21 protein-coding genes are annotated in these 22,758 nt (G+C 71.9%); 13 read left to right on the top strand and 8 right to left on the bottom strand.

All coding sequences use genetic code 11. The annotated features are described in order from the left end of the window. Positions 1 to 32: 32 nt before the first annotated feature. From OG623_RS25505 to OG623_RS25495, 3 genes are read right to left on the bottom strand one after another with little or no spacing between them, the layout of a single operon-like run. Positions 33 to 1,289, bottom strand: a complete 1,257-nt coding sequence (locus tag OG623_RS25505; protein ID WP_406149561.1) for a bifunctional RNase H/acid phosphatase — start codon at positions 1,287 to 1,289, stop codon at positions 33 to 35. Next, on the bottom strand, positions 1,289 to 2,032 hold the full coding sequence (locus tag OG623_RS25500; RefSeq protein ID WP_406152003.1) for a zinc ribbon domain-containing protein: 744 nt from the start codon (positions 2,030 to 2,032) through the stop codon (positions 1,289 to 1,291). The genes OG623_RS25505 and OG623_RS25500 overlap by 1 nt, the downstream gene beginning before the upstream one ends. Continuing rightward, positions 2,029 to 2,865: a Nif3-like dinuclear metal center hexameric protein gene (locus tag OG623_RS25495; RefSeq protein ID WP_406149560.1), complete on the bottom strand. Its 837-nt coding sequence runs from the start codon at positions 2,863 to 2,865 to the stop codon at positions 2,029 to 2,031. Before OG623_RS25495 ends, OG623_RS25500 begins: the two co-directional genes overlap by 4 nt. Before the next feature lie 232 nt (positions 2,866 to 3,097). Here OG623_RS25495 and OG623_RS25490 point away from each other — a divergent pair, with 232 nt between their 5' ends. The 5 genes from OG623_RS25490 (at position 3,098) to OG623_RS25470 (ending at position 8,890) form a co-directional block, all read left to right on the top strand. Further along, positions 3,098 to 4,645 carry a hypothetical protein gene (locus OG623_RS25490; RefSeq protein ID WP_406149558.1) on the top strand — a complete coding sequence of 516 codons (1,548 nt, stop codon included), beginning with the start codon at positions 3,098 to 3,100 and terminating at the stop codon, positions 4,643 to 4,645. Positions 4,646 to 5,051: 406 nt separating this feature from the next. Continuing rightward, the gene (locus tag OG623_RS25485; RefSeq protein WP_406149556.1) at positions 5,052 to 6,017 is read left to right on the top strand and encodes an ABC transporter ATP-binding protein; all 966 of its coding nucleotides are present in this window, start codon (positions 5,052 to 5,054) and stop codon (positions 6,015 to 6,017) included. Continuing rightward, complete coding sequence (locus OG623_RS25480) at positions 6,017 to 6,739, top strand: ABC transporter permease (protein ID WP_406149554.1); 723 nt, start codon at positions 6,017 to 6,019, stop codon at positions 6,737 to 6,739. The genes OG623_RS25485 and OG623_RS25480 overlap by 1 nt, the downstream gene beginning before the upstream one ends. 71 nt (positions 6,740 to 6,810) lie before the next feature. Continuing rightward, complete coding sequence (locus OG623_RS25475) at positions 6,811 to 8,037, top strand: sensor histidine kinase (protein ID WP_406149553.1); 1,227 nt, start codon at positions 6,811 to 6,813, stop codon at positions 8,035 to 8,037. A 220-nt stretch (positions 8,038 to 8,257) separates the two neighbouring features. Further along, the gene (locus OG623_RS25470; protein WP_406152001.1) at positions 8,258 to 8,890 is read left to right on the top strand and encodes a response regulator; all 633 of its coding nucleotides are present in this window, start codon (positions 8,258 to 8,260) and stop codon (positions 8,888 to 8,890) included. Positions 8,891 to 8,965: 75 nt separating this feature from the next. Here the strand turns inward: OG623_RS25470 and OG623_RS25465 are convergent, their stop codons facing one another. Next, complete coding sequence (locus OG623_RS25465; protein WP_406149552.1) at positions 8,966 to 10,489, bottom strand: MFS transporter; 1,524 nt, start codon at positions 10,487 to 10,489, stop codon at positions 8,966 to 8,968. Positions 10,490 to 10,752: 263 nt separating this feature from the next. Between OG623_RS25465 and OG623_RS25460 the strand changes: the two genes are divergently transcribed. Beyond that, complete coding sequence (locus OG623_RS25460) at positions 10,753 to 12,294, top strand: MFS transporter (RefSeq protein ID WP_406149550.1); 1,542 nt, start codon at positions 10,753 to 10,755, stop codon at positions 12,292 to 12,294. Here the strand turns inward: OG623_RS25460 and pepE are convergent. Both pepE and OG623_RS25450 read right to left on the bottom strand, forming a co-directional pair. Then, the gene (pepE, locus tag OG623_RS25455) at positions 12,260 to 12,988 is read right to left on the bottom strand and encodes a dipeptidase PepE (RefSeq protein WP_406149548.1); all 729 of its coding nucleotides are present in this window, start codon (positions 12,986 to 12,988) and stop codon (positions 12,260 to 12,262) included. The genes OG623_RS25460 and pepE overlap by 35 nt on opposite strands. A 56-nt stretch (positions 12,989 to 13,044) precedes the next feature. Next, positions 13,045 to 13,872 carry an IclR family transcriptional regulator gene (locus OG623_RS25450; RefSeq protein WP_406151999.1) on the bottom strand — a complete coding sequence of 276 codons (828 nt, stop codon included), beginning with the start codon at positions 13,870 to 13,872 and terminating at the stop codon, positions 13,045 to 13,047. A 151-nt stretch (positions 13,873 to 14,023) separates the two neighbouring features. Here OG623_RS25450 and OG623_RS25445 point away from each other — a divergent pair, with 151 nt between their 5' ends. From OG623_RS25445 to OG623_RS25415, 7 genes are all read left to right on the top strand, one after another. Beyond that, a complete protein-coding gene (locus OG623_RS25445) occupies positions 14,024 to 14,977 on the top strand; it encodes a DUF1177 domain-containing protein (RefSeq protein WP_406149547.1) in 954 nt (317 codons plus the stop codon). Continuing rightward, positions 14,977 to 16,368: a cytosine permease gene (locus OG623_RS25440; protein ID WP_406149546.1), complete on the top strand. Its 1,392-nt coding sequence runs from the start codon at positions 14,977 to 14,979 to the stop codon at positions 16,366 to 16,368. Before OG623_RS25445 ends, OG623_RS25440 begins: the two co-directional genes overlap by 1 nt. Continuing rightward, on the top strand, positions 16,365 to 17,672 hold the full coding sequence (locus OG623_RS25435; protein WP_406149545.1) for a M20/M25/M40 family metallo-hydrolase: 1,308 nt from the start codon (positions 16,365 to 16,367) through the stop codon (positions 17,670 to 17,672). Before OG623_RS25440 ends, OG623_RS25435 begins: the two co-directional genes overlap by 4 nt. A gap of 156 nt (positions 17,673 to 17,828) precedes the next feature. Next, on the top strand, positions 17,829 to 18,518 hold the full coding sequence (locus OG623_RS25430) for a class I SAM-dependent methyltransferase (protein ID WP_406149544.1): 690 nt from the start codon (positions 17,829 to 17,831) through the stop codon (positions 18,516 to 18,518). 22 nt (positions 18,519 to 18,540) lie between these two features. Further along, complete coding sequence (locus tag OG623_RS25425; protein WP_406149542.1) at positions 18,541 to 19,470, top strand: N-acetylmuramoyl-L-alanine amidase; 930 nt, start codon at positions 18,541 to 18,543, stop codon at positions 19,468 to 19,470. Between the two features lie 186 nt (positions 19,471 to 19,656). Then, positions 19,657 to 20,481, top strand: a complete 825-nt coding sequence (locus OG623_RS25420; RefSeq protein WP_406149541.1) for a DUF5336 domain-containing protein — start codon at positions 19,657 to 19,659, stop codon at positions 20,479 to 20,481. 130 nt (positions 20,482 to 20,611) lie between these two features. Further along, on the top strand, positions 20,612 to 20,905 hold the full coding sequence (locus tag OG623_RS25415) for a hypothetical protein (protein ID WP_099172340.1): 294 nt from the start codon (positions 20,612 to 20,614) through the stop codon (positions 20,903 to 20,905). 20 nt (positions 20,906 to 20,925) lie between these two features. Here the strand turns inward: OG623_RS25415 and OG623_RS25410 are convergent, their stop codons facing one another. Both OG623_RS25410 and OG623_RS25405 read right to left on the bottom strand, forming a co-directional pair. Further along, positions 20,926 to 22,005 (bottom strand): prenyltransferase, encoded by a 1,080-nt coding sequence (locus OG623_RS25410; protein WP_406149539.1) that lies wholly within the window; start codon positions 22,003 to 22,005, stop codon positions 20,926 to 20,928. Continuing rightward, complete coding sequence (locus OG623_RS25405; RefSeq protein WP_406149537.1) at positions 22,002 to 22,736, bottom strand: class I SAM-dependent methyltransferase; 735 nt, start codon at positions 22,734 to 22,736, stop codon at positions 22,002 to 22,004. The genes OG623_RS25410 and OG623_RS25405 overlap by 4 nt, the downstream gene beginning before the upstream one ends. Positions 22,737 to 22,758 lie beyond the last annotated feature (22 nt).

Here is a 22,758-nt window from a genome sequence, read left to right as displayed (position 1 = left end):
GCCCTGGCCGCGCGGGGCTCGCCCGCTGCCGTCTACCGCAGGTGCGAGGTGTCGTTGAGGAGCCTCAGCGACGGGTTCCCGTCCGCGTAGTACGCCACGGTCGATACGGACGCGGGCGAGAGCTCCATCCGGAACATCGACTCGGGCGGAGCGCCGAGCGCGAGCCTGACCAGGGTCTTGATCGGCGTGACGTGCGTGACCAGGAGTACGGTGCGGCCCGCGTACCGCGCGATCAGCCGGTCGCGTGCCACCGACACCCGTTCCGCCACCTCCGCGAAGCTCTCGCCGCCGCCCGTGGGCGCCGCGTCGGGGGACGCCAGCCAGGTGGTGAGGTCGGCGCCGTGGCGCTCCCGCACCTCACCGAAGGTGAGGCCCTCCCAGAGCCCGAAGTCCGTTTCGCGCAGGCCCTCCTCGATCCGCACGTCGAGGCCCAGCCTGGCCGCCACGGCCTGTGCCGTCTCACGGCAGCGGCGCAGCGGGGAGCTCACGATCTCCTGGACGGTACCCCGGGCCGCGAACGCCTCCGCCGCGCAGGCCGCCTGGTGGCGGCCGGTATCCGAGAGCTCGGGGTCGCTGCCGCCACTCCCCGAGAACCGCTTCTCCGGGGTGAGGACCGTCTCGCCGTGCCGCAGCAGGATGAAGGTGGCGGGCTCACCCAGATCGGGAGCACTCCCCCAGCCCACCTGCGGGGAAGCCGAGGCGGCCGCCTGTGCGGGCGCCGGCCTGGCAGCCGCCATCGCCGCCCGGACCTTCGCCGCGCCGGCAGCCGCGTCGCCGGGCGGACCGGCCGGGGCCCCCTCCGGAGCGGCAGGCACCCGCGGCGTCTCCAGGTCGGCCGTCGATGACGACGGGTCCCAGCGCTCGCCCCGCCTGCCCGCGTCCATCGCCTCGTTGGCGAGCCGGTCGGCGTGCTTGTTCTGCTCGCGCGGGATCCACTCGTACGTGACCGACGAGGCGGGCAGGATGCCCGCGGCCTCCGCGGCGAGCGGCTTCATGTCGGGGTGCTTGACCTTCCAGCGCCCCGACATCTGCTCGACCACCAGCTTGGAGTCCATCCGGACGCGGACCCGCACCTCCGCGTCGGGGAACAGCTCCCTGACCGCCTTGAGACCGGCGATCAGGCCGCGGTACTCCGCCACGTTGTTCGTCGCGACACCGATGTACTCGGCGGCCTCGGCGAGCGTGACGGCAGCGGCGGGGTCGAGGACGACCGCGCCGTAACCCGCGGGGCCCGGATTGCCCCGGGAGCCACCGTCGGCCTCGACGACCAGCTGGCGGGGGGCGGGCATTACAGACCCGACTCCGAGGTGCGGACGAGGATGCGGTGGCAGTTCTCGCAGCGCAGCACCGTGTCGGGAGACGCGGCCTTCACGTCGTTGACCTCGGTGATGTTCAGCTCCAGGCGGCAGCCCTCGCAGCGGCGCTGGTAGAGCCGTGCGGCGCCGACGCCGCCCTGCTGGGCGCGCAGCTTGTCGTACAGCTTGAGCAGGTCGGCGGGGACGGCGCCCGCGACGACCTCACGGTCCTTGGACACCGTGGCGGCCTCGGCGTCGAGCTCCTGGGACGCCGCGTCCCTGCGGGCGGTCGCGTCGTCGACCTTGGCCTGCACCGCGCTGACGCGCTCGGTCAGTTCGGTGACGCGCTCCTGGGCGGACTCGCGGCGCTCCATGATTTCGAGGACGACGTCCTCCAGGTCACCCTGACGCTTGGCCAGCGAGGTGATCTCGCGCTGGATGTTCTCCAGGTCCTTCGGCGACGAGACCGCGCCGGAGTCGAGCCGCTGCTGGTCGCGTACGGCGCGCTGGCGCACCTGGTCGACGTCCTGCTCCGCCTTGGTCTGCTCGCGGGTGGTGTCGCTCTCCTCGGTCTGCGAGGCGACGAGCAGGTCGCGCAGCTGGGCGAGGTCGTTGCTGAGCGCGTCGAGCTCGGCGTGCTCGGGCAGCGACGTGCGCCTGTGGGAGAGCTGCGACAGACGTACGTCGAGTGCCTGGACTTCGAGGAGTCGGATCTGGTCGGCGGGCGCGGCGTTCAGTTGGGGGCTCCAGAAGAGTGGTGGGTGGTCCAGGGGTCGGTGACCTGCTTCGAGACATGGACCCGCAGGTCCCATCCGTGGCGGTCGGAAATCGCGTCGAGCTGCGCTGCGGCCTGCTCGCACCAGGGCCACTCGGTGGCCCAGTGTGCGGCATCGACGAGGCCGAGCGGCGAGTGCTGGACGGCCTCGGAGGCCGGGTGGTGGCGCAGGTCGGCGGTGAGGAACGCGTCCACACCCGCGGCCCGTACGGCGTCGAAGAGGCTGTCGCCCGAGCCGCCGCTCACCGCGACCCGGCGGACGAGGGCGTCGGGGTCGCCGGCCAGCCGGATGCCCTGCGCGGTGGCGGGCAGCCGGGCGGCGGCGCGGGCCGCGAAGTCCCGGAGGGTCTCGGGGTGGTCGAGCTCGCAGATCCGGCCGAGGCCCCGGCGTCCGGACGCGTCGGTGGCGTCCGGCACGAGGGGGCCGGTGACCCGCAGGTCGAGGGCGCCCGCGAGGGCGTCGGAGACTCCGGGGTCGGCGGTGTCGGCGTTGGTGTGTGCGACGTGCAGGGCGATGTCGTGCTTGATGAGCCCGTGGACGACCCGGCCCTTGAAGGTGGAGGCCGCGACCGTCGTCGTACCGCGCAGATAGAGCGGGTGGTGGGTGACGATCAGCTGGGCGCCGATGGCACGGGCCTCGTCGGCGACCTGCTGGACGGGGTCGACGGCGAAGAGGACACGGTCGATCCCGGCTTCGGGATCACCGCAGACCGTGCCGACGGCGTCCCAGCCTTCGGCCCGCTCGGGAGGCCAGAGGGCGTCGAGCTCGGCGATGACTTCAGACAGACGGGGCACGGGGGAAAGGCTACCTGTCCGGCGTACCCCGTCGCCCCTGGCCGCGGTGGCCCGTGGAGCGGGACCGGCGGCCCGGTACGAATCGTTACGCGCGGCGCAACCGCGTCAGCACACTCCCCTGGCCTTCGCAGGCGAATCAGGACATCGGCACCCTTATGTGTGAAGTGACGGGGCTCGTGTTGTCCGGTGAGGCGTGCGAAACCTAGCTTCGGTTGCCGGAGGTGACCGGACCATGACTGCCTGTGCCATCGAGGACAAGACCACCGGAGTCGCGGGGGCCGCCACGACGGCCGGCCCCGCACCCGGATCCACGGGATCCGAGGAGCCGACCGAGCCCGTGGAACCCCACGCCACGGATGAGCCGGAAGACGCCGAGGCGGACGCCACCGGGGCCCAGGCCCATGACGCGGCGGCGCGCGATGCGGTGCCGTACGACACGGAGGCGCACAGCGGGCCGGACGGTACGGACAGCACGGCCGAGACGGACCCGGCGGCCGAGGCGGACCGGACGGCCGAGGCGGACCGGGCGGACAGCACGGCCAGGATCGACCGCGCGATCAGGGCGATCAGGACGGGCAGGGCCGCAAGGGCGGCCTCATCCGTACCGCCCCTCCCCTTCATTCCGCCTGTCCCCTCCGTGCCCCCGCTCCCGCCTCCGCTCCCGCCCGCGCTCACCCTCGCTGCCGGCCACGCCTACGCGGCGCGGCTCACCGTGGCCGGGGAGATGGACGGGGAGACGGCAGGGGAGACCGCCGGGCCGGGCTGGTTCCCGGAGCGCTGGACGCTGGACGGCCCCGAGCCCTACGCCGTCCCGCTCCCCCTCGACCAGCCGGAGGACGCGGGCTCCGACGTGCTGCCGCTCTCGGACGGCCGGGTCCTGATCCGGCGGGAGGTGGCGGCCGGATCGCACACGTTCTCGCTCCTCTACCCGACCGGACCCGGCACGGGTGAGGTCTCGCTGGGCTCCCTCGACTGTACGGAGCTCACTCTCCTGCCCCCGTCCCCGGACGGGGTGAGCGCCTACGCCCTGCTCCCCGGCGAACGCTCCACCGGCGTCTGGCTGGTGGCGGGCGGCGCGTTCGGCCCCGAGCAGGTCGCCGATGTCCCCGGGCACTGTTCGGGCGGTGTCTGGCTGGACCACGAGGGCCGAATGCTCGCCCTGGACCGGCAGATGCCGGGCGGTGGCCCGGTGAAGGCGGTCGTCGCGGATCTGGAGCGCGGCGGAGAGGTGACGCCCCTGCTGCAGATCGCCCCGGACAGCAACGACCGGCTGCTGACGGCCGACGCCGACAGCGGTCTGCTGCTGGTCAGGTCGGACGCGCCCGGCCACGACCGGCTCGGCTGGGGCGTGCTCGGCAGTTGCCTCCCGGTGCGGTTCCCCGAGTGCCTGCGCCCGTCGGAGGGGACGTTGACACCGTTCGCCGTGCAGCCGGGTCAGATGCTGATGCCGGAGAGCTGCGCGGTGGCTCTGCGGATCGACGGGGCCGCCGGCAGCTGGGTGGGGCTGTGGCGTCCGGCGGGGCGCCGGCTGCACCAGTTCGCCGCACCCGACGGATGGCTCGCCGGGTCCGGATTCTGGACCCGGGAAGGGGTGCTGCACCTGCCGTACTCACAGGAGGGCGCGCCCTGCGCCGTGGCCCTCGTCGAAGCTCCCGTGGACGAGCCGCACCCGGCCCCCGGGGAGGGAACGGACATGTCCGGGGCGACCCCGCCCCGCGGCGTGTGCACGCCCGTACCCCTGGGGCAGGCGCCTCTCACGGGGCGCACCGCACCTGGATAAACTGACTTCGGGGCTACGCAGCCGTTCCGTGCGGATGCCGACGGTGACCGCGTTGGGGTGGCGGCGGGCTGCGACACACACGTAAGCGATTGCAACGGGGAGAACTCCCACATGTCTGAAGCCCGAACCGACACGACCCAGACGCGTCCGCCCGAGGCGGACACGGAACGGGCCGAAGCCGGCGGCTACGGAAAGCACCGAGGAGGCGCATCTGCGGAGAGCGTGACCGCACAGCCGCACGGACGTCACCGCCGTCCTGCCGAAGGGGGTGGCGGCACGGCGGCCTGAAGCGGGGGCCCGCCCTGACGGCCCGCCCCAACAGCCCACGCACCGATGACATTTGTCATCGCGTAGTCCGTACGCACGCCCCTGCCCCGGACGTGCGCGGGCCCGTAGCGTCATCGTCATGACACGGACAACGGGGATCAGGGGAAGCGGGCCTGCGGTGGTGTTCACCGCGGCGGTCAAGACGTTCGGGCGGGCGGGGCACACCGTGCGGGCGGTGGACGGCATCGACCTCACGATCGGGCGGGGCGAGACCGTCGCCCTGCTGGGCCGCAACGGAGCGGGGAAGTCCACGGCCATCAGCCTGCTGCTGGGCCTGGACGACCCCGACTCGGGCACGGTGAGCCTCCTCGGCCGCACCCCCGACCGGGCGGTCCGCGCCGGGCTCGCGGGTGCGATGCTCCAGGACGGGCGGCCGATTCCCCGGGTGACGGTGGGTGAGCTGATCCGCTTCGTCGCCGCCCTGTATCCGCGCCCGCTTCCCGTGGCGGAGGCGCTCGCCCTCGCCGGGGTGTCGGAGTACGCGAACCGGCGCGTCGACAAGCTGTCCGGGGGCCAGATCCAGCGTGTCCGGTTCGCCGTCGCGCTGGCGGGTGATCCGGAGCTGGTCGTGCTGGACGAGCCGACGTCCGCACTGGACGTGGAGGCGCGGCGCGCGTTCTGGGTCTCCATCCAGGCCTTCGCGGAGCGCGGCACCACCGTCCTGTTCTCCACGCACCATCTGGAGGAGGCCGACGGGAACGCGGACCGGATCGTCGTCCTGCACCAGGGCCGGATCGTCGCGGACGGCAGCGGTGAGGTGATCAAGCGGTCGGCGGGCGGCGGCCTGGTCTCGATCGACCTGGCGGGCCACCCGGTCGCCGGACTGGAGTCGCTCCCCGGGGTGGTGGGCGTCGAGGTGCGCGAGGACCGGGCGCTGCTGCGTACGGACGACTCGGACGCGACGGTCGTCGCGCTGGCGCGGATCGGGGCCGTACGCGGCCTCCAGGCGAGCAGGGCCACCCTGGAGGACGCGTTCCTCTCCCTGACCGCACCCGTGCCCGCCTCCCCTGAGGCGCCGGCCGGCTCGGTGAAGGAGGCCGTGTGATGTACGCGTACATCGCCCTCGAAATCCGGCGCACCCTGCGTGATCCCACGTTCCTGATCTTCGGGACGGGCATGCCGGTGATGATGTATCTGCTCTTCACGAACCTCGGTGGGGGCGGCACCTACGGGGACTGGAAGGCCGCGTCGATGGTCGGCATGGCGGCGTACGGGGCGCTCGGCTCGTCCATGGCGATCGGTACGGGCATCTCGTCGGACAAGTCACTCGGCTGGCTGCGGCAGTTGAGGATCACGCCGCTGGATCCGGGCCGTGCGGTCGCGGGCCGTGCGATCAGCGGTTCGGTGACGGTCCTGCCGACCGTCCTGACCGTCCTGCTCGCCGGGGCGCTCGTCAACGGGGTGCGGCTGGCGGTGTGGCAGTGGGGCGCGCTGGTGCTGCTGCTGTGGATCGGCGCGCTGCCGTTCACCCTGCTCGGCATCGGCAACGGCTACCGGCTCACCCCGCAGGGCACCGGTGTGGTCAACGTGGCCTGTCTGATGGGCTTCGCGGTCGTCGGCGGGCTGTGGTTCCCGCTCGACATGTTCCCCGGATGGCTGGGTGCCGTCGGCGCATACACCCCGGCGCACGGGTTCGCCGACCTCGGCTGGGCGACGGTCTCGGGGCATGCCCCCGGGGCCGGGTCCTTGACCGTGCTGGGCGCGTGGCTGCTGCTCTTCGGCGGATACGCCGTCGTGTCCTACCGTCGGTCGGCGAGGACCTTGTGAGCGGAGTGACCGCGCCCGTGCCCCAGGAAGTGGCTGCGCCCCAGGAAATGACTGCGCCCGAGGAGGTGACCATGTCCGAGGAGGTGACCGTGTCCGGGAGGGCGACCGCGCTCAGGAAGGCGAGGGCCAGGGCGAGGAACCGGATGCCGGGTTCGCCCCGCCCCTACACGATGCTGCCCATGCTGCTGATGGGGCTCGGCGCGTTCGCCAACCTCTGGCAGGGCGAGACGGCGAATCCGTGGGTCGGCGGCATCGGGCTGTTCGTCTTCAACTCCTTCTACGTCTCGGTGGTGTTCCGGGGCTTCGACAGGAGGACGCGGGAGAGCGTCACGTCCTATGTGCTGCTGGCCGCGATGGCCTTCATCACCTTCGGTCTCGCGATCGGCTACGGCGGCAGCTGGCTGCTCTTCTTCCCCCTGTTCGCGCTGGCCTGCGGGACGATCCTGCGCGGCAGGCGGCTGGGCGTCGGCCTGCTGGTCCTGGCGGCGTCCGCGTGCGCGGTGACCGTATGGCGCGGTGACCATGTCGCGGAGCCGTGGACGCTGGGCTACGGAACCCTCCTCTCCGGAGGTGTCACGGCCGCGATCCTCACCCTGTCCGAGACCGTGACGGAGCTGCGCGCGACCCGGCAGGAGCTGGCCCGCAACGCCGTCGAGCGGGAGCGGCTGCGCTTCTCGCGCGATCTGCACGATCTGCTCGGCCACACCCTGTCGGTCGTCGTGGTCAAGTCGGAGGCGGCCCGCAGGCTCGCCCCGCACGACATCGACGCGGCGATCGCGCAGGTGTCCGACATCGAGTCCGTGGGCCGCCAGGCCCTCACCGAGATCCGGGAGGCGGTGACGGGCTACCGGGAGGGGAGCCTGGCCACCGAACTGGACCGGGCGGGCCCGGTGCTGGCCGCCGCCGGCATCGAGGCGTCCGTACACCGTTCGGGGCCATCGCCTGCCCCGCAGACCGACGCGCTGCTGGGCTGGGTCGCCCGGGAGGCCGTCACCAACGCCGTACGCCACAGCTGCGCGACCCGCTGCGAGTTCGTGCTGGACTCCACACCCGAACGGATCCGGCTGACCGTGAAGGACAACGGCATCGGGGCCGGCGCCGCGGGTGGCGGTACTCGGCACCCGGTGGGCCCGGCCTCGGGTACGGGGCTGAAGGGCCTGGCCGAGCGGCTGGCCGCGGCGGGCGGCTCCCTGAAGTCAGGGCCCGGGGCGAAGGGCGGCTTCGTCGTGACGGCGGAACTGCCGGCGGGGCTGCCGACGGGGGCGGAGGGCGACACCGGGGAGCACGACCGCGCCTGACGTGCGCTCCACCGGGCGGAACGAGCACGTCCGCGCCTAGGGTCTTTCGTTTGGATCAGGCCGGATCAGGGAGCGGGGTCTGGTGCCGTGCATCGCAAGGCGGAGGAAGGCGACAGGGCGGAGCCCTGGCAACTGACGACAACGCCGCGAGGTGCGGCACCAGACCCCGCGAGCCCGGCCTGATCCAAACGAAAGGCCCTAGTCTGAGCCCGTGAACGAGATGCCGCAGGACCACCGGCCCACGGGTTCGGTACGCATCCTCCTCGCCGAGGACCAGGGCATGATGCGCAGCGCGCTCGCCCTGCTGCTGGGGATGGAACCGGACTTCGAGGTCGTCGCCCAGGTGGAGGCCGGGGACAGGATCGTGGACGAGGCGCTCCTCTCCCGTCCGGACGTGGCGCTGCTGGACATCGAGCTGCCCGGCCGCAGCGGTCTGGACGCCGCAGCCGAGCTGTCCACGCAGGTCCCCGACTGCCGGGTGCTGATCCTGACGACCTTCGGCAGGCCGGGGTATCTGCGGCGTGCCATGGAGGCCGGGGCGGCGGGCTTCCTGGTGAAGGACGGCCCGGTCGGGGATCTGGCGAAGGCCATCCGCAAGGTGCTGGGCGGCGAGACCGTGATCGATCCGGCGCTGGCCGCCGCCGCCCTGGGCGCGGGCCCGAGCCCGCTGACCCCACGGGAGCGGGACGCCCTGAACGCGTCCGTGGACGGGGCGACGGTCTCCGACATCGCCGTGAAGCTGAGCCTCTCGGAGTCCACGGTCCGCAACTACCTGTCATCGGCCATCGGCAAGACGGGCACCCGCAACCGCATGGAGGCCATGCGCGCCGCACGGCAGCAGGGCTGGCTCTGAGCCGTACGAGCCCGCCACGTCCGGACGGAAACCGCCATGTCCGGACGGAAACCGCCGGATCCGGACGGAGCAACCCTAGGCCTCCGCCTGCGCGGCTTCCTGCCCCTGCCCCTGCTCCTGCTCTTGCCCTTGCCCCTGCCGTGCCGACCCGCCCGAGGCCCGTGGGCCCCGAGGTCCGCCCGTGCGCGGCTCCCGGCGGTCCGGCAGCCACAGCAGCATCATCAGCGCCCCTGCCACCAGCACCACGGCCGATGTGCGGAAGGCCAGGGCGTATCCGGCCGTGATCTCCATGGCCCCTCCGGAGCCCGCGGTGCGGGCCGCGGCGATCGTGGAGAGCGCGGCGAGACCCAGCGCTCCGCCCATCGTGCGGGAGGTGTTGACGAGACCGGAGGCGAGTCCGGCGTCGCCGGGTGCCGCGCCGGAGGTGGCGAGCGTGGCCAGCGGGGTGGAGGCCAGTCCGGCCCCGGCCATCATCAGGACGCCGGGGAGGCAGACCGAGGTGAGATAGGCGCCGTGCACACCCATGGTGGACTGCCAGCCGAAGCCTGAGGCGGCGACCAGGGCGCCGGTCACGGCCAGGGGCTTGGCACCGATGCGTGCCATGAGCGCGGGCGCGGCCTTCGAGCCGATGAAGACCGCCGCGGAGCTCGGTACGAGCGCGAATCCGGCCTCCAGCGGCGTGTATCCCAGTACGTTCTGGGCGTAGACGGTCATGAAGTACCACATGGAGAACGTCGCCGAACCCAGCAGCAGCATCGACACGTTCGCCGCCGAGACGGCGCGTACCCCGAGCACCCGCAGCGGCATCAGCGGCGCGGCCGTCCTCGCCTCCACCAGGACGAACACGGCGAGCAGCGCGAGGCCGCCCAGGAGGGGCACCAGGGTGCGGGCCGCGGTCCAGCCGGCGGCCTCGGTCTGCACGATGCCGTACGCCGTCGTCGCCAGGCCCGCGGTGACGAGCACCGCGCCCGGCAGGTCCACGCGGCGCCGGTCGCCCGCCCGGCCCTCGGCCAGCCACACCGCGGCGCCCGCGATGACGAGGACGCCGACGGGCACGTTGATGAACAGGACCCACCGCCAGGAAAGGAGGTCGGTGAGGACGCCGCCGATCAGCCCGCCGGCCGCACCGCCGCCCGCGCCGACCGCCATCCAGGTGCCGATCGCCCTGGTCCGTGCGGGGCCTTCGGGGACGGCCGCGGTGAGGATCGTGAGGGTCGCCGGGGACAGCACGGCGGCGCCGAGTCCCTGCCCCGCGCGGGCGGCGAGGAGCTGCCAGCCCTCCTGGGCGAAGCCGCCGGCCAGGGAGGCCGCGGTGAACAGGGCGATCCCGGTCAGGAACATCCGCTTGCGGCCGTAGATGTCCGCGGCGCGTCCGCCGAGGAGCATGAAGCCGGCGAAGGCGATGGAGTAGGCGTTGACGACCCACTGGAGTGCGGGTGCGCTCAGGCCCAGATCGGTGCGCATGGACGGCAGCGCCACATTGACCACGGACACGTCGAGCACGACCAGGAACTGCCCGGTGCAGGCGGCCGCGACCACGGCCCAGGTACGGGTTCTCGACCGGGCGGGCGGCCGGGCGGGCGGGCGGGGAGACGTCATCCATGGGTGTCATACTCGCAGGCCACTTGTGCCCCGTACATCGATTTCGGGTCCCCCTTCGGTCTCATCGGGCCTCCGTCCCTCGGCGTAGGACCTGCGCCGACTTCGCTGTTTTCACACCGCGTTCACCGGAATAACGCGTACACAAGGAAGCGTTCAACATGCACACACTTGGCGGTCGGCGCTGCCCTGGCGCGTCGCCGCATGCTTCAGCTCCACCCCGCTCGATCTTCGCCACTTTCCCCTGCCCGGAGGCCCCACGTATGCGACGGACGACGAACGAACAGCGAGCCGCGGAGCTCCCCGACGACCCGCAGAGGCGCAAGGGCGGCGGCGTCGTACCCGTACTCGCGTTCGCGGGGATCACCGTGGCGGTGATGCAGACCCTGCTCGTCCCCGTCATCAAGGACCTGCCCTCACTGCTCGGCACCGACCCGGCGAACGCGACCTGGGTCATGACGGCCACGCTGCTCGCCGGGGCCGTCGCGACCCCGATCATGGGGCGGCTCGGCGACCTGTACGGCAAGCGGCGGATGCTGCTGGCGAGCCTCGCCGTGATGGTGGTCGGCTCGCTGATCTGCGCCTCGACCGACAGCCTCGTGATCATGATCGTCGGCCGGGCGCTCCAGGGCTTCGCCATGGGTGCCATTCCGCTCGGGATCGGCATCATGCGCGATGTGCTGCCGCGCGAGAAGCTCGGTTCGGCGATGGCCCTGATGAGCTCCTCCATAGGGGTGGGCGGCGGACTCGCGCTGCCCGCGGCCGCGATCGTCGCCCAGCACGCCGACTGGCACGCGCTGTTCCTCGGTTCGGCCACGCTGGGCGTGCTGGCGATGTCGCTGACCGCCCTCGTCGTGCCGGAGCCCGCGCTGCGCGCGCCGGGGCGTTTCGACTTCACCGGGGCGGTGGGGCTCTCCCTCGGCCTGGTCTGCCTGCTGCTGCCCGTGACCAAGGGCGGCGACTGGGGCTGGGGCTCTCCCCTGACCCTCGGTCTGATCGCCGCGTCCCTGGTGATCCTGGTGCTGTGGGGCCTGTTCGAGCTGCGCTCCACGGCGCCGCTGGTCGATCTGCGGACCAGCGCACGCCGTGAGGTGCTGCTCACCAACCTGGTCTCGATCATGGTCGGGGTCGCCTTCTACGCCGTCTCCTTGGTCCTGCCGCAACTGCTCCAGCTGCCCGAGTCGACGGGCTACGGCCTGGGGCGGTCCATGGTGGTGGCGGGGCTCTGCGTGGCACCCCTGGGCCTGACGATGATGTTCGTCGCCCCGCTGTACGCGCGTCTCTCCGCCCGCCGCGGCCCCAAGACCACCCTGATCCTCGGCATGCTGATCATCGCCGTCGGTTACGGGGCGGGGCTCGGCCTGATGAGCGCCCCCTGGCAGACCGTGATCATCGCGGTGGTGCTCGGCGCCGGCATCGGGCTCGCGTACTCCTCGCTGCCCGCCCTGATCATCGGGGCGGTCGACGCGTCGGAGACGGGTGCGGCCAACGGCCTGAACACGCTGATGCGGTCGATCGGCACCTCGATGTCGAGCGCGGTCATCGGCATGGTGCTGGCGAACACCTCGGTGCGGATGGGGTCGGTGGAGGTCCCGACCATGGAGGGCTTCCGGACCTCCTTCATGATCGCCACGGGCGCGGTGCTGGTCGGTCTCGTGCTGGCCGCGTTCCTGCCGGCACAGCGACGGGCGCGCCGCCCTGTGCTGCTCGCCAGCAGCGCGGGCGACGCGCTCACCGCCGCTGAGGCCGTGCCCCCGGCGGCGGCGCGGGTCAGCGCGCCGGAGAGTCGAACCTCGGCTCCGTAGCCAGCAGCCCGGACACATCGCTCCCGGCCGCGAGCTCCTGCGGCCGGGCACCGCGGGTGAACAGCCGGGCAGGGAGGGCTCCCTGGACCGTCGCCGTGCCCTCCTGGACCCGGAGCCAGGAGCCCTCGCGCAGCCCGAGCACGGGGACGTCGTTCTCCTCCAGGAATTCGGTCAGCCGCTCCTCGCGGGTCTCACCCTTGTGGGTGCTGGCCGGGTCGGGGTCCAGATAGTGCGGGTTGATCTGGAAGGGGACCAGGCCCAGCGCGTCGAAGGACGGCGGCTGCACGATGGGCATGTCGTTGGAGGTGCGCAAGGTCGGTGCGGCCATGTTCGTGCCCGCGCTCGCGCCCATGTACGGCAGCCCGTCCCGCGCGGCGTCCCGCACCGCCTCGCGCAGGCCGGTGCGATGGAGGGCGGACAGGAGCCGGAAGGAATTGCCTCCGCCGATGAACACGGCGTCCGAGGCGGCGAGTTCGGCGATCGGGTCGGCGTTCTCGTGGACGCCGCGCACCCGGATCCCGGAGGGCTCAAGGGCGGCTCGGACCCGCTCGGTGTACGCGTCATGGGCTGCCAGCGCATACGGCACGAAGGCGAGCCGGGCGCCCGCCGGGAGGAACGCGGTGACCGTGTCCAGGGCGTGTTCCAGGTAACCGCGGTCGTACTGGGTGGAGTTGGAGAGCAGCAGCAGATTCACAGAGGTTCCTCGTGCGGTAGGGGCGGAAAGCCGGCCGGGCGGCTCGGGGGCAGGGGTCAGGCCGTACGGGGGCGGCCCGCCCGGGACTTGGGGCGCTGGGGCGGGTGCGTGAGCCGCTGCTCCAGCAGCCGGGCGGCGTGGCCCAGCGCGTCGAGCCGGTCATCGGGCGCTTCACGGAACCGGTCCTCGCTCCCGCCGAGGCTGAGGCTGCCGTAGGGCTCACGTCCCAGGAACACCGGTACGGCGACGGTCGCGATCCCGGTGTCGTACTCACCGACGGTCCAGGCGTACCCCTGGGCGCGGACCTTGAGGAACTCCCGCTCCAGCAGGTCGGGGTCGGTGACGGTCCGGTCGGTGAACCGCGCCATGGGCCGGCCCCTGAAGAGCCGGTGGCGCTGGTCGTCGGGCAGATGGGCGTAGAAGGACTTGCTGGTCGCACCGGCGTGCGCGGGATAGAGCTCGCCGACCAGCGGGTAGTAGCGCAGCGGCCCCGTCTCGCCCTCCTCGGCGGCCACGCACCGCATGTGGAAGTTGTCCGGCAGACAGAACAGCACGGTGTCGCCCGTGGCGCGGCGCAGTTCCTCCAGGACCGGTGCGGCCAGCAGCTCCAGTGACCCGGAGCGCTCCCACTGCCGGCCCAGCCGCAGCACGGCGGGGCCGATGCGATAGCGGCGGGTGACCGGGTCGGACACCAGGAAGCCCCGGCCCGCGAGGGTGGCCAGCAGACGCTGGGCGACCGAGGTGTCCCAGCCGAACTCCTCGGCGACCTCGGTGACACCCCAGTCGGGTCGCGTGCGCTCGAAGGCGAGCAGCACCAGGAGCGCCCGGTCCACGGTCTGCAGCGCACCGGCGGGGGTACGGCGGTCCAGCGCGAAGTCGGTCATCAGCAGCATCTCACCATTCAGACCTGAATTGCAGATAACGGGAAAGCATTGCGTTCCACGGTAGCGGATCCCGAATGTGGCTCCAGCACCCCGCCCCGCACTTCCTCGTAGCGGTGCCGGGCGGGTGTCCCGCTCCGGAGAAAGGCCCCCCATGCTCAAGTACGTACTGGACATCGTCGAGCTGCTGGACGACCCGCAGGTCAGCGGCGAGACGGTCGTCGGATACCTCGACTCCGTCGCCGGGGCCGCCGGCTCGGCGGCCGAGGTCACGACGGTCACCGGCGACCGGGGGTCCACGGACTTCGTGCTCGTCCGTATCCCCGGCTCCCGGGGGCGTGCGTCGGGCGGCGGCGCCCGTACCCTCGGCGTGGTCGGCCGGCTCGGCGGTGTGGGCGCACGGCCCGAGGTGACCGGACTGGTGTCCGACGCCGACGGCGCGGCCTCGGCGCTCGCCACCGCAGCCAAGCTGCTGGACATGCGCCGCAGGGGCGACACCCTGCCCGGTGACGTGATCGTCGCCACGCACATCTGCCCGAGCGCCCCGACCGAGCCGCACGACCCGGTGCCGTTCATGGGGTCCCCGGTGGACATCGCCACGATGAACCGGCACGAGGTCACCGGCGAGATGGAGGCCGTGCTCTCCATCGACACCACCAAGGGCAACCGGATCATCAACCACAAGGGTCTGGCCCTCTCGCCCACCGTCAAGGAGGGCTGGGTGCTGCGCGTCTCCGAGCAGCTCGGCGAGCTGCTCGCCGTGGTGACCGGTGAGCCGTTGGTCACGTACCCGGTGACCACCCAGGACATCACCCCGTACGGTAACGGTGCACACCACATCAATTCGATTCTCCAGCCCGCCACCGCGACCGCCGCCCCGGTCGTCGGTCTCGCGGTCACATCGGCCGCCGCGGTCCCGGGCTGCCAGACGGGCGCGAGCCACGAGACGGACATCGCCTCGGCCGCCCGGTACGCCGTCGAGGTCGCCAAGGCCTTCGGTGCCGGAAACCTGGACTTCCACGACGCGGTGGAGTTCGACAACCTCGTCAACCGCTACGGGTCGCTCGCACACCTGCAGACCCTCGGCCGCACACCTCAGGAGTCCTGATGGCATCCGACAGCCGGGCCACCACCGTGGCCGCCGAGGCCAAGAGCATCGGCAGCGACGACTACTCGCTCTCCCGGGTCCCGCGCGACAAGCGCTTCGGCTTCTGGTCGATGCTGCTCCAGTGGCTGGCCCAGTCCGGGTCGATCTCCCAGTTCACCCTCGGTGCCACCATCGGTGTGGGCATGACCTTCGGGGACGCGTTCCTCGCCTTCACGCTCGGTGCGGTGATCCTGGAGATCGTGATCTTCGCCATCGGCCTCGCCGGGATGCGCGAGGGCCTGGCGACACCGATGCTGACCCGCTGGGTGGGCTTCGGACGCAACGGTTCGGCGCTCGTCAGCTTCGTCATCGCGGTAAGCCTGGTCGGCTGGTTCGGCGTCCAGAACACGATCTTCGGCGACAGTGTCTCGGCGCTCGTCGGCGGCCCGTCGTGGATGTGGTGCGTCGTCGCGGGCATCGCCATCACCGCCCTGGTGATCTTCGGCTTCCGCTACATGGCGCTGTTCGCGAAGATCGTCACCCCGCTGTTCTTCGGCATGGTCGCCTGGTCGGTGATCACCACGCTGAACGACCACTCGATCGGCGACCTGATCAGCTCCCCGCCGCCCGGTGAGACGATCCCGCTGGCCGTGGCCGCCACCGCCATCGCGGGCGGCTACATGACGGGCGCCATCGTCTCCCCCGAGATGACCCGCTACAACAGGAAGGGCACGCACGTCTTCCTGCAGAGCGCCTCGTCGATGATCCTCTCCGAGTACATCGTCGGCATGACCGGTGTGCTCCTCGGCCATCTGGTGAAGTCCAGCGAGGTCTCCCACATCGTGCTCTCCACCTCGGGCGCCTTCGGTGTGATCGTGGTCCTGATGTCCACCGCCAAGATCAACGACTGGAACCTGTACGGATCCTCGCTCGGTGTCGTCAACTTCTTCCAGGTCGTCTTCGGCAAGCGGCTGCACCGCGGAGTGGTCACCGTCGCCCTCGGCATCGCCGGCACGCTCCTGTCCGCGGTCGGCATCATGACCCACTTCACCGACTTCCTGTCGCTGCTGGGCGTGATGATCCCGCCGATCGGCGGGATCATCGTCGCGGAGTACTGGGTCGTGAAGCGCATGCGCAAGCCGCTGGACGAGACCCGCCAGGCCCAGACCCTGCCGGCGACCTCGCCCACCTGGGTGCCGATGTCCCTGGCCATCTGGCTCGCCGCGTTCTGCGTCGGCAAGTTCTACGACGGCGGCATCCCGGCGCTCAACTCGCTGGCCACCGCCTTCCTCCTGTACTGCGTGCTCGGCCTGCTCGGCTGGGTCAGGCCGTACGGCACCTCCACCCTGGACGACGACGCGCACACCGCGGCGCCCGCCGCCCACGTCACCACCCCGGCAGGAGCAGCATGAGCATCGTCCCCGCTTCCGAAGAGGCCCAGGAGGAGGCCGTCGGCCTCTGCGCCGAACTGATCCGCTTCGACACCTCCAACCCGACCAGCGACGAGCGCGCTGCGGCCGACTGGGTGGTGGCCCGCCTCGCCGAGGCCGGCATCGAGTCCGTCCTGGTGGAGTCCGCCCCCGGCCGGGCCAACGTCATCGCGCGGATCGCGGGCACCGACCCGTCCAGGGGCGCCCTGCTGGTGCACGGCCACCTCGACGTCGTACCCGCCGACGCCTCCGAGTGGCAGGTGCCGCCGTTCTCCGGCGAGATCCGCGACGGCTACCTCTGGGGGCGCGGCGCGATCGACATGAAGGACACCGTCGCGGTCATGCTGGCCACGGCCCGGCACTTCGCCAGGACCGGCACACGTCCGGCCCGCGATCTGGTCCTCGCCTTCCTCGCCGACGAGGAGGCGGGCGGGAAGTTCGGCGCCCACTGGCTGGTCGAGCACCGCCCCGAGCTCTTCGCCGGGGCCACCGAGGCGATCGGCGAGGGCGGCGGGTTCTCCTTCGCGATCGACGACACCCGCCGGCTCTACCCGATCGAGAACGCCCAGCGCGGTATGGCCTGGATGGAGCTCACCGCCACCGGCCGGGCCGGCCACGGCTCATCGCCCAACGACGAGAACGCGGTCACCGACCTCGCCGAATCGCTCACCCGCATCGGCCGTGAGACCTTCCCGATCCGGCTGATCGAGCCCGTCCGCGCGCTCCTCGAAGAGGCCGCCCGGCTGTACGGCGTCGAGTTCGACGAGGACGACATCGAGGGCACGCTGGCCCGGCTCGGTCCGGTCTCCGACTTCATGCAGGTGGTGCTGCGCAACTCCGCCAACCCCACCATGTTCGCGGCCGGTTACCAGACCAACGTGATCCCCGGGAAGGCCACGGCGCGGGTCGACGGCCGCTTCCTGCCGGGCCATGAGCAGGAGCTGATCGACACGATCGACCGGCTGCTGCTGCCCTCGGTCAGCCGTGAGTGGGTCAACCACGACATCGCGATGGAGACGACGTTCGACGGGCCGCTCGTCGACGCGATGTGCGACGCGGTCCGCGCCGAGGACCCGGACGGCCACCCCGTCCCGTACTGCAACCCGGGCGGCACCGACGCCAAGGCGTTCACCCACCTGGGCATCCGCTGCTTCGGCTTCAAGGGGCTGAAGCTCCCGCACGACCTGGACTACGGCCGGCTCTTCCACGGCGTGGACGAACGCGTCCCGCTGGAGGGTCTGCGCTTCGGCGTACGGGTCATGACCCGACTCTGGCAGAGCTGCTGAGCCAGGGCCTCCGTCACGGACCCTGCCCCGCAGCCCCGCCAGGGGCCTGCCCCGACCCGGGCCCACCCCACCCGTACGCCCCCGCCGAGCCGTATCGCGGGGGCGTACGGCACGATGGGACGCCGTCCGAACCACCGCCCCACCAGGAGGAACCCCGTGGCCGCCGAGTCCGCCGCCCGTCCTGAGCCGAAGGTCGTCGCCGCCTTCGAGGCAGCCAAGGGCTTCATGCCGGTCCACGAAGGGCTCGCCCTGTACGCCGCCGCCGTCGAGGCCGCCGCGCTCGGGCTTCCGCTGCTTGAGGTCGGCACCTACTGCGGGCGGTCCACGATCCTGCTGGCCGCCGCCGCCCGCGCGGCCGGGGTGACGGCGCTCACCGTCGACCACCACCGGGGCAGCGAGGAGCAGCAGCCGGGGTGGGAGTACCACGACCCGGCGGTGGTGGACCAGGAGATCGGCGTGATGGACACGCTGCCCACCTTCAGGCGCACCCTGCACCGGGCCGGCCTGGAGGAGCACGTGGTGGCGCTCGTGGGGCGGTCCCCGCAGGTCGCGGCCGTCTGGGGTGGGGAGCTCGGCCTGGTCTTCATCGACGGCGGGCACACCGACGAGCACGCGAACGGTGACTACGAGGGCTGGGCCCCGAAGATCGCCGACGGCGGTCTGCTGGTCATCCACGATGTCTTCCCCGACCCGGCCGACGGCGGCCAGGCCCCGTACCGGGTCTACCGACGCGCCCTGGAATCGGGGGAGTTCACCGAGGTCTCGGTGACGGACTCACTGCGCGTCCTGCGGCGTACGGGCGCGGGAGCGCGGAGGCAAGGGACGGAAACGGGGACGGGGGCCTGAGGCGCACGGATAGCATCGCGACGTGCGTCACGACTTCACTCCCCCCATATCGCGTCCGGGTCCGCGCCGCAGGCCCGTGCTGACCGCCGCGGCGCTCGTCGGCGTCTGTCTGACCGCCGCCGGGTGCGCGGACGGCGACGGCGGTCTCCCGCCCGGAGCCGCGCAGGAGACCGCGTCCAGGTCCGCGTCGTCCTCGCCCGACGCCACCGCCTCGTCCCCCGCTCCCCCGAGCAGCAGTCCTTCCACCGGGTCCGGTTCGACGAAGCCCGTGCCCCGGGGCCCGCTCTCGGGCCGCACCGTGGTGATCGACCCCGGCCACAACCCCGGCAACCGCGACCACACCCGGGAGATCAACGCCCCGGTGAAGATGGGCACCGGCACCAAGGAGTGCGACACCACCGGCACCGCCACCGACGCGGGTTACGCGGAGGCCCTGTTCACCCTCGACGTCTCCCGCAGGCTGCGCACACTGCTGGAGAAGGAGGGGGCGAAGGTCGTCCTCACCCAGGACGGCGACCGGCCCTTCGGCCCGTGCGTCGACGAGCGCGCGCGGATCGGCAACGAGGAGAAGGCCGACGCGGTCGTCTCGGTCCACGCGGACGGCGCCGCAACCGGGAACCGGGGATTCCACGTCATTCTTCCCGCAGCGGTGCACGGCGACGGCGCGGACACCGCGAAGATCGTTGCCCCTTCGCGTGAACTTGGAGTGCGGATTGCAGGTAATTTCGTACGCACGACCGGAAGCGCCCCTTCCAATTACATCGGCGGCAACACCGGACTCGACACCCGTGACGATCTCGGCGGGCTGAATCTGTCGACCGTGCCCAAAGTGTTCATCGAATGCGGCAATATGCGTGATCCGAAGGACGCCGCTCTGCTCACCAGCAAGGGCTGGCGGCAGAAAGCGGCCCTCGGCATCGCCGACGGCATCAGCAGCTATCTCACGAGGTAGTTCCGCGGTGACAGTGGCGATATCGGGGGGACAGCCAGTCCGAGATCCGGGCAGCGTCACAACCCGCCCGGGCAGACGATACATTCATCCGTACGATGGGGAGCCGCCCCCGAGCTTCGCGCCGTAACCGCCGTTCGGACGGCATCGACGACCGCCCCGACGAGACGACCGACTAAGGACCTTCACGTGAATATCCGCTCCCTCACTCGAGGCGACGGCGTGGTGATCGGAGCAGCGGTCGTGCTGTTCATCGCCTCTTTCCTCGACCTCTCCGGCTACGAATGCCCCTCGGACGTCCCCTGTTCGGGCAGTGCGAACGCCTGGGACTCGCTCTCCATCCTGATGAGCATCTACCTGGCCGGCATCATCGGCGCCGCACTGCTGATCGTCAGCCGCGCGATGCCGGGCCGCAAGGTGGCCGGCTTCGAACTCGGCCAGTTCGGGGCCGCGTTCACCGTGTACGCGCTGTGGACCATGTTCTGGACGATCATCGACGCGGGCGACGCGGGCGCCGGTCTGATCCTCGGGCTGCTGGCGACCATCGTGCTGGCCGGCGGCGCCGTGGCCACCCCGATGCTCCCCGCGCTCAAGGCCCCGCTGCTGGGCACCCCGAGCCCGGCGCAGGGCGTGCAGGCGGCGTACGGCCAGCAGCCCGGCCAGGGCTACGGCTACCCCGGTGGCCAGCAGCCGTACGGCACGCAGCCCGGCCAGCCCCAGCCCTACGGCGCCCACCCGGGCCAGGCGGGACCCGGTCAGCCGGGGCAGCAGCAGGCCGCGCAGCAGGCTCCGCAGGGCGGGGGGGCACCCGCAGGTGACTTCACGCCGTTCTGGTTCGCGGTGCCGGTGGCCCGTCCGCTGTTCGGCGAGGACGGTGCGCCCACCCCGATCGCGGAGCTCGCTCCCGGTACGTGGTACCTCGCGGTCGAGCAGCGTGGTCCCGGGCTCATCGCCCAGACGCAGGACGGCCGTCGTGGCGTCCTCCAGGACACCTCGGGCATCCAGCGCGGCTGAGCCTTCACGACACGACAGCGGCCCACGCCCTTCCCGGGCGGGGGCCGCTGTCGTTGCCGCCCACGAGGGCCCCACGTCCCGGCGGTCGCCGTACGGGTTTCACCCTCGGTAAAGCGGCAACCCGGAGAGCATGTCTCCCAGAACAGGCACAGGAAGCAGTACCGCCGCACGGGTCATAGCCGTCGTCGCGGACATCATGGCGTTCATCATCATTCTGTGGATCCTGATGTACCTGCTCGACGCCAACCGGGGCAACGACCTGGTCCAGTGGGTCCAGGACTCTGCCCGCTGGCTGGCCGGCTGGTCGTACGACCTGTTCACCTTCGACGAAGCGTGGGCACGGGTCGTCACCGGCTACGGACTGGCCGCCGTCGTCTATCTGTTCATCGGCCACGCCGTGGCCGGCCGGGTCCGCCGCTTCTAGGGCGTATGACGAAACACGCCCTAGCCGGCCCGGCAGCAGTCGGGTTCAAGCCCGGCCGGGAGGCGTTCGCCGCTGAAGACCGCGGTGGTCGCCTCGTGCCCGCCGAGCGCGGCCACGGCGAGCAGCAGGGATCCGGCGGTCCAGGTGGTGAGTTCCTCGGGCCATATGGCCCGCTCGCCCTCGAAGACGTATCCCGTCCAGTAGAGACCGCCATCGGCCCGCAGGTGCTGGATGGACTGAAGGATCTCCAGGGCCCGGTCCGACTCCCCCATGATCCAGAGGGCCAGGGCCAGTTCGCAGCTCTCGCCGCCCGTCACCCACGGGTTGGGGAGCACGCAGCGCACCCCGAGTCCGGGGACCACGAAGCTGTCCCAGCCGTCCTCGATCCGCCGGCTCGCCGCGGAGCCGGTGACCGCGCCGCCGAGCACCGGGTAGTACCAGTCCATCGAGTAGCGGCTCTTGTCCAGGAAGCGCTCGGGGTGGCTGCGGATCGCGTGGCCGAGCGCCCCGGCCGCCAGCTCCCAGTCCGGCTGGGCCTCCTCGCGCTGTTCGGCCAGCGCCAGTGCGCAGCGCAGCGCCTGGTGGATGGAGGAACAGCCGGTCAGCAGCGCGTCGGCGACCGGGGTGCCGTCCGCCTCGCGCTTCCAGCCGATCTGCCCACCGGGCTGCTGGAGCCGCAGCACGCATTCGATCGCCGCGAAGACCGTCGGCCACATCCGGTCGACGAACGCGTCGTCACCGGTGGCGAGGTAGTGGTGCCAGACGCCGACGGCCACATAGGCGCAGAAGTTGGTCTCGATGCCGAGGTCGGTCGGCTCGGCGGCCTCGCCGTCGTGGTACGCGGAGTACCAGGAGCCGTCCCCGTTCTGATGGCGGGCCAGCCATGCGTAGGCGCGGGCGGCGGCCTCGTGCTCACCGGCCGCGTCCAGCGCCATCGCGGCCTCGGTGTGGTCCCACGGGTCGAGGTGGTGGCCGCGGAACCAGGGCAGCGCGCCGTCCCCGCGCTGCACGGCGAGCAGGGCCCCCACGGTCTCGGCCGCCTGTTCGGCGGTGAGGACGCCCGGCAGGACGAGATGCTCGGTCTGCTCCGGCGTGCTCACGCCGCCTCTGCCTCGGGCAGGTGCGGCTTGGTCGCGTACGCCACGAAGCTCTTGCCGACGACCGGGTTGAGCAGTTGCTCGGCGACCCGGGTGGCGAGCGGCTTCTTCATGATGTCCCAGACCAGCAGCTTGTGATAGGCGCGCACCGGCAGCGCCTTCTCGTTGTCCACGCCGAAGGCGCACTTCAGCCACCAGTAGGGGCTGTGCAGCGCGTGCGCGTGGTGGGTGCCGTAGGGCTTGAGTCCGGCCTCGCGGATCCTGCCGAGCAGCTGGTCGGCCTTGTAGATGCGGATGTGCCCGCCCTCGACCTCGTGGTACGCGTCGGAGAGGGTCCAGCAGACCTTCTCGGGGCCGTAGCGGGGCACGGTGATCGCGATACGGCCGCCGGGCTTCAGCACCCGGACCATCTCGGCGAGCACGCCCTTGTCGTCGGGGATGTGCTCCATCACCTCGGAGATGATCACGACGTCGAAGGAGGCGTCGGGGAAGGGCAGGTTGAGGGCGTCACCCTCCATCGCGGTGGCGGTCGCGCCCGCGGGCGCCTCACCGGCCTCCTTCATCGCGGCGAACCACTTCGCGACCTCGCGGATCTCCTCGCCGTTCTGGTCGAGGGCCACCACCTGGGCGCCGCGCCGGTAGCACTCGAAGGCGTGCCGGCCGGCGCCGCAGCCCAGATCGAGCACCCGGTCGCCGGCGGCGAGCGGGAAGCGGGTGAAGTCGACGGTCAGCACGGGGGCCTGCCTTCGAGGTCGG

Origin of the sequence: Streptomyces sp. NBC_01012 (assembly GCF_045162755.1) — a bacterium.
In the GTDB taxonomy this organism is placed as follows: domain Bacteria; phylum Actinomycetota; class Actinomycetes; order Streptomycetales; family Streptomycetaceae; genus Streptomyces.
The sequence above is the reverse complement of the archived record's forward strand: the minus strand, read 5'-3'. Positions and strand labels throughout refer to the sequence as shown.